The 10,193-nt window shown below is 38.4% G+C and carries 12 protein-coding genes; 8 read left to right on the top strand and 4 right to left on the bottom strand.

The window, feature by feature from the left end:
* The first annotated feature begins 133 nt into the window (after positions 1-133).
* The 4 genes from DXA55_RS16305 to DXA55_RS16290 all read left to right on the top strand — a co-directional run bounded on the left by DXA55_RS16305 (position 134) and on the right by DXA55_RS16290 (position 3,388).
* The gene (locus DXA55_RS16305; protein ID WP_008400163.1) at positions 134-370 is read left to right on the top strand and encodes a DUF6061 family protein; all 237 of its coding nucleotides are present in this window, start codon (positions 134-136) and stop codon (positions 368-370) included.
* Positions 371-834: 464 nt separating this feature from the next.
* Positions 835-1,509 (top strand): response regulator transcription factor, encoded by a 675-nt coding sequence (locus DXA55_RS16300; RefSeq protein WP_044944580.1) that lies wholly within the window; start codon positions 835-837, stop codon positions 1,507-1,509.
* Positions 1,510-1,985: 476 nt separating this feature from the next.
* Positions 1,986-2,816 carry a HAMP domain-containing sensor histidine kinase gene (locus tag DXA55_RS17995; protein ID WP_330415358.1) on the top strand — a complete coding sequence of 277 codons (831 nt, stop codon included), beginning with the start codon at positions 1,986-1,988 and terminating at the stop codon, positions 2,814-2,816.
* A 56-nt stretch (positions 2,817-2,872) separates the two neighbouring features.
* Positions 2,873-3,388, top strand: coding sequence for an immunoglobulin-like domain-containing protein (locus DXA55_RS16290; RefSeq protein WP_008400157.1), 516 nt, complete (start codon positions 2,873-2,875; stop codon positions 3,386-3,388).
* 377 nt (positions 3,389-3,765) lie between these two features.
* Here the strand turns inward: DXA55_RS16290 and DXA55_RS16285 are convergent, their stop codons facing one another.
* From DXA55_RS16285 to DXA55_RS16265, 4 genes are all read right to left on the bottom strand, one after another.
* Entirely contained in the window at positions 3,766-4,512 is a 747-nt protein-coding gene (locus tag DXA55_RS16285; protein WP_117715294.1) for a DUF6040 family protein, read from the bottom strand.
* Complete coding sequence (locus tag DXA55_RS16280; RefSeq protein WP_055228713.1) at positions 4,451-6,172, bottom strand: MobA/MobL family protein; 1,722 nt, start codon at positions 6,170-6,172, stop codon at positions 4,451-4,453. The genes DXA55_RS16285 and DXA55_RS16280 overlap by 62 nt, the downstream gene beginning before the upstream one ends.
* A 327-nt stretch (positions 6,173-6,499) precedes the next feature.
* The gene (locus DXA55_RS16270) at positions 6,500-6,814 is read right to left on the bottom strand and encodes a hypothetical protein (RefSeq protein ID WP_005337289.1); all 315 of its coding nucleotides are present in this window, start codon (positions 6,812-6,814) and stop codon (positions 6,500-6,502) included.
* Positions 6,815-6,954: 140 nt separating this feature from the next.
* Positions 6,955-7,185: a helix-turn-helix domain-containing protein gene (locus tag DXA55_RS16265; protein ID WP_004843519.1), complete on the bottom strand. Its 231-nt coding sequence runs from the start codon at positions 7,183-7,185 to the stop codon at positions 6,955-6,957.
* A gap of 171 nt (positions 7,186-7,356) precedes the next feature.
* Between DXA55_RS16265 and DXA55_RS16260 the strand changes: the two genes are divergently transcribed.
* The 4 genes from DXA55_RS16260 to DXA55_RS16245 form a co-directional block, all read left to right on the top strand.
* Positions 7,357-7,986: a helix-turn-helix domain-containing protein gene (locus DXA55_RS16260; RefSeq protein ID WP_008402208.1), complete on the top strand. Its 630-nt coding sequence runs from the start codon at positions 7,357-7,359 to the stop codon at positions 7,984-7,986.
* 86 nt (positions 7,987-8,072) lie between these two features.
* Positions 8,073-9,368 carry a tyrosine-type recombinase/integrase gene (locus DXA55_RS16255; RefSeq protein WP_008400148.1) on the top strand — a complete coding sequence of 432 codons (1,296 nt, stop codon included), beginning with the start codon at positions 8,073-8,075 and terminating at the stop codon, positions 9,366-9,368.
* Positions 9,369-9,621: 253 nt separating this feature from the next.
* The gene (locus DXA55_RS16250; RefSeq protein WP_117814639.1) at positions 9,622-9,966 is read left to right on the top strand and encodes a DUF3847 domain-containing protein; all 345 of its coding nucleotides are present in this window, start codon (positions 9,622-9,624) and stop codon (positions 9,964-9,966) included.
* The coding region (locus DXA55_RS16245) for a MobA/MobL family protein (protein WP_158565100.1) at positions 9,932-10,193 on the top strand (262 nt) is incomplete at its 3' end. The genes DXA55_RS16250 and DXA55_RS16245, both read left to right, overlap by 35 nt.

Below are 10,193 nucleotides of genomic sequence, written 5' to 3'. Positions count from 1 at the left end.
ATATGGGAAAAATTAAGGGAAAGAAAAATTCGTACATAGTATAACATATAACAATAACGACATGGTGAACTGAATGAAATGTTTTCGATATTTAACTCTGTAAATGATTATTAAAAAATGGAGATAAGATACAATGAGAACAATTTATGCAGAATACAACATAAACCACGATAGTATTGATGTTTACACAAGTGCCGGATATATGCTTCGCATTAATTGTTGGGAAGCTGAAAAAAATTTAAAAACCACATATGGATCAGAATGTGCGCTTACTTCATTGGCTGTGGATGAGCCTTTGGAATATGCAAGATTATATCTTGATGGCAATTTACAGATGTGGGTGGATGCAGAAGATTCACTTGAATTATAGGCAATTTAAACAAAAGTTTATATCTGATTTTCGATTATCCATATGAACACTTTACTTTCAAGCATTTTGAGAAATATAGAAAAACGCTAATTTTACCACTAATAAATGAGCCTTGATATGACACTAAAAACAATATGGGAGATAGCACAATATCTGTGTATCTCCCGTTTTTCATTTTTGTAATATAATTACTTCACTCTAATTTTTATATTTTCTTATTTTTCAATAATCATAGGACTTATTTCTAAATCTGCCATAGACTGCTTTGTTTGGTATGGCTTTCGGGATATGATTACACACATCATAGTGTGGATAGTAATAGAGCATAAAACATGTAGAGTAAAGTTGCTACAACTCATATTGCCATATATAATAACTAATGACATCGAAAATTAAAGAAATTGATTAGAAATAGATTTTTGTTTGATAATCTTAAATCAGATATTCACAATGGAGGCATATTTATGGCGCAGAGTATTTTAATTGTAGACGATGAAAAAGAAATTGTATCAATGCTGTATTGCTATTTCAGCAAACTTGGATATACGGTATATACTGCAACAGCAGGAAATGCTGCATTAAAAGAAGTAGAAAAAAAACCTGACATTATTTTGTTAGATGTCAATATGCCAGATATAGATGGATTTACTGTTTGCGAAAGGATACGGGATTATGTTTCATGCCCTATAATTTTTTTAACAGCACGCATTGAAGATAGTGATAAAATAAAAGGATTTTCTATTGGCGCAGACGACTATGTAATAAAACCATTTTCTGTTGATGAATTAGAAGCTCGCATTGCAGCACATCTTCGCAGAGAAAAAAGACACAATATATCTTCAAAGGTGCAATTTGATGAAGATATGGTTATAGATTATTCCTCACGTATTGTGTTTTATCATAATAAGGATATGGCTTTTACCAAAAAGGAATTTGATATAATATCTTTCCTTTCGCAAAACAAAGGAATTGTTTTTGACCGGGAAACTATTTATGAAAAAGTTTGGGGATTAGACGGCATTGGTGATAATACAGTTGTTACAGAACATATCAGACGTATTAGGGCAAAATTTTTATCTTTAGGCGATAGACCTTACATTGAAACTGTTTGGGGGTGCGGATATAGATGGAAAAATTAAAGAGAAGCAGATTGTTCAATCGGTTAAATAGCATGAGTATTAGAATGACCTTTGTTCTTTATGCTTTGTTTTCGTTGTTGATTGGAATAATTATTTGTATACTTTTAATTTCAATGGTTGACAGATACAGAATAAATTTAAACTATAAGTATGAAAATCTGTCAACGAGGTATGATATACCGGAAAATGGCTCATTTACCGCCACTTATAGTAATGACCAAACAAAATACACAATATTTGACACGAAAGGAAACGAGATATGCAAGTTCAATGTTGATTATCAAAAAGAACGCCCAGTACACGAATATGTCTATCCGAACCATGTTTCATATATCGAAGTTTTACCTAATTTTACAAACCGGGATAGCTTATTGACAGTGCTTTAGGTTCATTAAATATTGCAATTATTCCTATCGTATTATCTATTAGTATGATATGTTGTGTAACATTTTTTATAAAAAAAATTATCGAAACCTATTAAGCTATTAACTAATGCGTATCATAAAATTGAAGCAAATGACTTAGATTTTACGTTATCATATCCATTAAATGATGAAATGGGGAAACTTTGTCATGCCTTTGAAAAAATGAAAGACTGTTTGTCGAAAAATAATGAAACTATGTTTCGACAATTTGCTGAACAGCGCCGTCTAAATGCTGCTTTTTCGCATGACTTACGCACTCCTTTGACTTTACTAAAGGGTCATGCTACTATGCTGCTTTCCTTTATTCCCAAAGGCTTAGTATCACAACAAGAAATATTAGATGAAATATCAGTAATGTCAAAAAATATTTCACGTCTTGAAAAATATGTAAATGCTATGACGAACTTATACAGGTTAGAGGATATTGATATTCCACGACAACAGATTACATTTCATTCACTTATTGATAATTTTAATAACACAGCAGAAGCACTTTGTTATGACAAACATTTTTCAATTACTACAAGCGGTAATAATATAACCTTGTTTATCAATTTAGATACAGTCATGCAGATTTATGAAAACTTACTCTCTAATAGTATTAGATACGCAAAAAGTGATATTGCTATTAGCGTAGTAATAGAGAATGATAATTTAGTTATATCTGTTTCAGACGATGGTTGCGGGTTTAAAAATATTGATATTGAAAAGGCGACATTACCATTTTATAAATCATCGAAAGATATAGCTACTGAACATTTGGGGTTAGGGCTGAATATTAGTAAGATTTTAAGTGAAAGACATGGCGGAAATATCCAAATTGCTAATAATAAAGCAGGGGGAGCATGTGTTACAGTGAAAATAAATTGCAATGAAAGTTGATTGAAAATAGACATTTTATTGCTATTATAAATTTAAAAGAAAGGAGATAAGGACAAATGAAAAAAATAATATGTATGTTTCTAACCTTATTGTTATTGGTGTGTATTGTTGGGTGTAGTCAAGCAAAGGACAGTGATAATCATGTAGTACAAGATTATTCCGAAGAATATGAGGTTTCTCCTTATGGAAGTGAAGAAGCGCTTGACACTTTGGGCGATTTGAAGATTTCAATGAGTACAGAAAAGGATTTAGACTTAAAGCACCTTTCATTTCTAATAGAAAATACTTCTGATAAAGAATACCAATATTCACCAGATTATTTTGAAATAGAAGCTGAACAATCCGGCACTTGGTATCAACTTAAACAGCTTGATGACCCCTCAAAGAGCAATGAAAAGGATTGCTTTATTAAGCCTAACGAACGATTAACATTAGAAATTGATGTTAAAAGTTTTTATGGAGAATTGCCTGCTGGACACTATCGTTTGATTAAACAATTTGCGTTCTTTGAAAGTGAAAGAGATTGGGATTACGATACATATAATTTATCTTGCGAATTTACGATAAGGTAAAAATTCTCTACTTCATAAGCATGAAAAAAAACCGCTTATGAAGTAGAAAGTTCTCATGCCATTTTAACGGCGGTTTTGAAATAACAATCAAAACCGCCGTTTTCTTTTGTAAAAATGAGAATACGGAGGGTGTGTTAAAGTCGCCCTTTTTCAAGGATACGGTGGTATCAAGGAGGTATTGCCATGTCCTTTTTTATGTACCATGTGGAGCATATTTATGTCTAGGAAGAAATACAGTAAAGCATTCAAACTAAGGCTTTTAAAAAAGCATAATGAAACAGGCATATCCTACTAGAAATTGGAAAAGGATAATATAATAGCAGGGGACGATGTGTGTTTTTATCCCCTGCTTTTATACGTTTTTTATCATATTTTGATCAATATAGCTTGGTATTTAACTGATTTTTCAAATAACATCTAAGTCCAACATATACTCCTTGCGAAAGTACAAAAAGCAATAGAAGATTTACTGACAGTGTTTTTTTGATGGATTCTCCAAAATAAATGATGACAGCAGCACTTGTCAGTATCATCAGTAGAGTAATAAAATCCCAACAGTTTTTCTTATATAATTCTATAACCTTTATTTCTATCAGTATCACCAGTATCCCTGTTCCTGCTACGCATATTCCGACAACCAATATCAGCAATAACCAATATATGATTCCGGCTATAAACGCATTTGGAATTTTGGTACTAATCTGTGCCGCAGAATGTCCGGCAGCAATCGTCCATCCGATAAAAGTTTGTATGAATGACGCTGCATCATGGAAGAATGATTTACAATCGGAAAGGAACACATCTGACTGTACTGCCTGAAAAAGAGTGGTTGTCAGCGAATACCATGCAAGAAGGAACAAGGTTGTTTGGAATATTACCGTTTTTGCTTTATACTGTCCTGCAAGTCGCTCTTTTTGTGTTTCGTATTTCGCTTTTTCATTCTGATAGGCTGTCCGGTCACAGGCTTCACATTTTTCATAGAGCACCGGCTTTTCTACCGGTATCTCTACGATTTTCTGATGTATCCGGGCATAATCCCGTTGTTGTGTTAAGCATCGTATTTTATCTTGACATTCCCCTATCGTGACGTTTGCGCTTCGCAGCTTCTCTTTCTCGATCTGCAATGCTCTGTCTGCCAGCTTCAAGTCGTTCTTTAATGCTTGAATATTCCCGGCTCTGTTCTCTTTGTTTAATTTCTCGTTCAAGGTCAGAGATTCGCTGAGCTGCGTCTTCAGTTCCACGATAAGCTGGTCTTTCTGTTCCAGTTCTTCTTGTATCTCCTCGGTCAAGAGCAGAAGTTCTTCCAACTGTTCGGCGTTCTTTGATTCTCTGGATTCGTTCATCTATATCACGTCCTTTCCTTATTTGCTGTTCCAGTTCAGCAATTCGGTGTTCTGTTTCAGCAATAAACTGTTTTCGCTGTTCAGATTCTGTGCCAATTTCTGCCATTGCTGATTTTCGTTTTCCAAAAGTTCTATCTTCGTTTTCTGTTCTTCCATCTTGGAAAGCAGTTCCTCGGTATTTGGCAAAATGTTGAGCAGCTCGGATAACTCGCTGTTTAATTTTTGCAATTTCTGATTCTGTTCCTGCATAAGAGAGAGTTGGGTGTCCCGGTTCTGCATTTCCAGAATCATTTCTGTCATTAAGGTCTGCTGTTCTTCGATTTGCCCAATCATGGACTCCATTAAGGGTATAATTTCCCGGCTTTCTTCTAATGTCATTTAATCGCTCCTTCCATAATGATAATGCACCCGATACTTTTCCAAAGGTGTCCAGTATCTTTTGCAATAACGTGTTTTGTTGTTTTATGATTTGATTTTCCGCTACTTTCCACGAACCTTTTATTTCCTGCCCGACAAGAAACTTTTGTTCAATCTTTCTTGCGTCAGCACCTTCATGGATGGTAGGAATCTGGAGTTTTCCCTGTTTTTCATAAGAACGGTGATCGACCTGATTATGCAAAGAAAGATGTTCATTACACACCTTTGCCCACTCACTCCGCCATAGTTCACAATTTTTTGGATTGTTCCATCCAGTAGCATCGGTCAGCACCCGTTTCCATTGCAGGCGGTTTCTTGCACCAATCTTCTGAATTCCGTTTTCGTCTAATACAGGGATACGGATTCCATGACGGTCAGGGTTTTTCTTATCCTGCCACCAGTTCGGATGGGATTCATCAATCACGATATTTCCGTTTTTATCTCTGACAAAATCCCAATCCTTGACTTCTTTCTTTCCCCAAGAATGATCCGGGTTAAAAGGACGCATAGTCAGAAGCAGATGGACATGGGGGTTGCCATCCCCTTTATCGTGGATACTCCAATCAGCGCACATTCCTCTATCTACAAAAGTTTTTTGGATATAGTCAGTTGTATATTGAATTTGTTCCTGTCTGTTCCATTCTTTGGGAAGGGCAAATTCAAATGACCTGCCAAATTGGGCATCCGCACTTTTTTCAATCTTCAATACCTCATTCCATAACCTCTGTTTCTGAAATGTGATTTTAAATTTTTCTAAAGCAGCTTCTTTATCTGCTGACTTTTTGTATCGGACAGATTTCTGAAAGCGTTTTATATTTTCCTCTGGTACTATCTGCCATTCAGGAGGTGCGTTTTCGCACATCATCAGACTGGTGTAGACCACTTCTTTTTTAGAAGTGTAATAACTGATTCGCCCGGTTTCCTTATTTTTCATCACATCCCCATTGAGATATGCGGAAGCGGAGATAACAGATTTCCCTTTACTACGTCCGACTATTTTGACTGTGTAATGAAAAATCGCCATGTCTGGAGGCCTCCTTTCTGCACATCCGGCATAGATTTCCGGCAACATTGCTTTCGGTTTTAGGAAAAGCAGCATTGCCGGAACGCCCTCTGCGTAAGAGTGCCCTGCGCATAGCAGCCTGCATGGAATGCGCCCCTCTGGCGAAGAGTGCCTCCTGCGGCATGAGCAGGTCTGGCTGAAAGCCCCGCCGACGGAACGAGCCCGGCAAGCGTGAGCGCAGACCGGTTGCCACTTGTGGCAAACTTATTGGGACGACCTCTGGTTGTCCATAAGTGCGCCCTTCATAAAAAAGCAATGAAGGGAATGAAAACCTCATCCCCTCCGCCATTACACTTCCTCCATATCGGTATTTGTTTCTTTCTGCATTGCCTTTGAGAAAAATTTCCCGTTGGCTTCCTGCTTTTTCAGAAAACCAATCAGCTTTGGGATGTCTTCTTCCTCAATAGGCGAACCAAGAACGGATTCCACCGCACCGCCAACCTGACAGAGCCTATGGGTTCGTTTTTTACTTTCTTCGGCTTTCTTTCGCTTCAGAAGTTCTTTCTTCTGTGCTGCATATCTTTTCGCCTTTTCAAGGCTTTCCTGCTCTTTCTTTTCCATTTCAAGCATTCGTTCTTCATAACTTTTTGTTGATTTTGCCATTATTACATTCTCCTTTCTCTTGCAAACATAAGTTCTTGGTTGCGTATCAGAAGAAGCACATGGTATAATCTTCTTGCGTGTAGGTATATCATGGCTTCGGTCTGATAGAACCTTTGGCGGTTTCTTTGGAAGCCGCCTTTTTAATTTGCCGCAGTTCTTGTTACGGCTTTTACATTTCCTCTATCCCTCAAATCACGACCTTCATTCGCTTCCATAAACATTTCCAGAATATCGGTTTTAATCAGGACTTTGCGACCAACCTTTAATACTGGAAGTTTCTTCCATTCTACAAGCTGTCTTAAGGTGTTTCTGCCGATTCCCGTATAGTCAGCAGCTTCTTCGATGGATAATGCAATTTTTCTTTGCGTCATATAATCACCTCCTTATAAATTGCATTATGCAATTCTTGTGATGTAAGTATATCCTTTTCATATCTTTTTGTCAAGCGTTACGAAATATTAAAAGTAAATATTATATTGCATATTGCAATTTTGGAAAAACAATGCTATAATTCATACATACCGAAAAAGGAGGCAGTCAGCATGAAAGATAAAGAACTACGCAAGCTGATAGGCAGCAGAGTAAAACAGCGCCGTCTGGAATTGAATCTGACACAGCCTTATGTTGCAGAAAAGATGGGGGTTACCGCTTCTACAATCCTGCGTTATGAGAATGGTTCGATTGACAATACGAAAAAAATGGTGCTGGAAGGTCTTTCGGAAGCACTCCATGTATCTGTGGAATGGCTCAAAGGGGAAACAGATGAATATGAAACCGACATTACGGATAAGAGAGAGTTACAGATTCGTGATGCGATGGGAGATATTCTGGAACAGTTACCGCTTGCCCTTACCAAAGAAGAAGATGCTTTTTCAAAAGATTTATTACTGCTGATGTTAAAACAATATGGTCTGTTTTTGGATTCCTTTCAGTTCGCCTGCAAAAACTTCAAGGGGAATGCTGGTCAGACGGATATTGCCAAAACAATAGGGTTTGAATCGAATGATGAATATAATGAGATTATGTTCTTAAGGGAAATCACTCCTACCATCAATGCTTTTAATGAGATGGCAGACGTTGTAAGGCTCTATTCCAAGAAACCAAAAACAGCAGAACAAAGGCTTGCAAATCTTTTATCAGAAGTCTTATACGAAGATTCCGAATCGGTATAGTAAGACAACCGGAGTTATGATATACTTACACGCACGAAGCATTTCATCAGTTCCGATTGTCTAATATCGAAAGGAGACATACGATTATGGCAAAAGGATCTGTAAGAAAAAAAGGAAAGAAATGGTACTACCGCTTCTATGTAGAGGACGCAAGCGGCAATCTTGTTCAGAAAGAATGCGTTGGAACAGAAAGCAAAAGTGAAACTGAAAAGCTGCTCCGTCAGGCAATGGATGATTATGAGAAAAAGAAATTTGTTGCCAAAGCGGAAAATCTCACAGTCGGACAACTTCTGGATGTGTGGGCAGAGGAGGAATTAAAAACAGGTACGCTCAGCAATGGTACTGTGGAGAATTACCTCGGAACAATCCGAAATATTAAGAAACATCCGCTGGCAGAACGGAAATTAAAAAATGTAACCTCTGAGCATTTGCAATCTTTCTTTGATTTGCTTTCCTTCGGGGGAGTTCATCCCGATGGAAAAGAGAGAAAGGGTTACAGCAAAGATTACATCCATTCTTTTTCCGCAGTCATGCAGCAGTCTTTCCGCTTTGCAGTATTTCCAAAACAGTATATTACGTTCAATCCCATGCAGTATATTAAACTGCGGTATCAGACGGACGAAGTTGATTTGTTTTCGGATGAGGACATGGACGGAAATATCCAACCAATTTCACGAGAAGATTATGAAAGACTGCTTGCGTATCTTCAAAAAAAGAACCCAGCCGCAATACTTCCAATCCAGATAGCCTATTATGCCGGGCTTCGTATTGGAGAAGCCTGTGGTTTGGCATGGCAGGACGTAAATCTGGAAGAACAATGCCTTACCATAAGACGCAGCATCCGATATGATGGCTCAAAGCGCAAATATATCATCGGACCAACCAAGCGGAAAAAAGTGAGGATTGTTGATTTTGGAGATACGCTGGTAGAGATTTTCCGCAATGCCCGGAAAGAGCAGTTAAAAAATCGAATGCAGTACGGAGAACTTTATCACACGAACTACTACAAAGAGGTCAAAGAGAAAAACAGAGTGTACTACGAATATTACTGCTTAGACAGAACAGAGGAAGTCCCGGCAGATTATAAAGAAATTTCTTTCGTCTGCTTAAGACCGGATGGTTGTCTGGAACTTCCGACTACTTTGGGGACGGTATGCAGAAAGGTGGCAAAAACATTAGAGGGATTTGAAGGCTTTCATTTCCACCAGTTACGTCACACCTATACAAGCAACCTTTTGGCAAATGGAGCTGCTCCAAAAGATGTGCAGGAATTATTAGGACACTCAGATGTAAGTACCACAATGAATGTCTATGCTCACTCCACAAGAGATGCGAAACGAAAATCGGTTCGGCTTCTTGATAAAGTGGTAGGCAATGATTAAAAAAAAATTCCCTTATTTCCCTTGTGATTATCTCATAAGGGCAAAAATAAGGGAAACTACATATCATTTCACTAATGGACAGGCAGGAAAGCCTATAAAATGGGGAAAGTTAGAGGAATAATTATATAAATCCCAGTTTGTCTAACTGAACACAAAAACCGAATACCGAAAATCAGACCGTTGACTGGTCGCACTATGCGAAAAGTTGACGGTCTTTTTTTATCCGCAAAATCAAAAAAGGAGGTCAATTACAATGACAAAACCGAAAACTCTTGAACAGCTTCGAGCCGAGACGCAGCTTGCACAGGAACAGCACAAGCTGGAGCGTCTGGAGAACAGAAAGAAGTATCTGGAGAAAGGCGAACGCACCAAGCGCACCCACCGCCTTTGCAATCTGGGCGGAACGATTGAGAGCCTTGCCCCGGAGGTCAAAGATCTCACACGCACCGAAATGACAGAGCTGATGGAACACATCTTTTCCCTGTCCGAAGTCCAGCGAGCCGTCCGTCACATGGCGATTACCCATATCAGCCAAGCAAACAGAGAAAAGGAGTTGAAAGCCGATGGCACTATTTCATCTAAGCGTCACGCAGACTAAGCGAAGCGCAGGACAGTCCGCTATTGCTTCTGCCGCCTACCGTGCCGGGGAGCGATTGTATAGCGAGTATTACGGCGAATACAGCGACTACACCAGAAAGGGCGGCGTGATCTGCTCTGACATTCTCCTGCCGTCCCATGCACCGCCCGAATACGCAGACCGCCAGACCCTATGGAACGCCGTGGAAAAAGCCGAGCGTGGAAAGAACGCCCAGCTTGCATACAGCT

The organism is Blautia sp. OF03-13 (assembly GCF_003460685.1).
Lineage (GTDB): Bacteria > Bacillota > Clostridia > Lachnospirales > Lachnospiraceae > Fusicatenibacter > Fusicatenibacter saccharivorans.
This window is presented reverse-complemented; position numbering and strand designations above follow the sequence as displayed.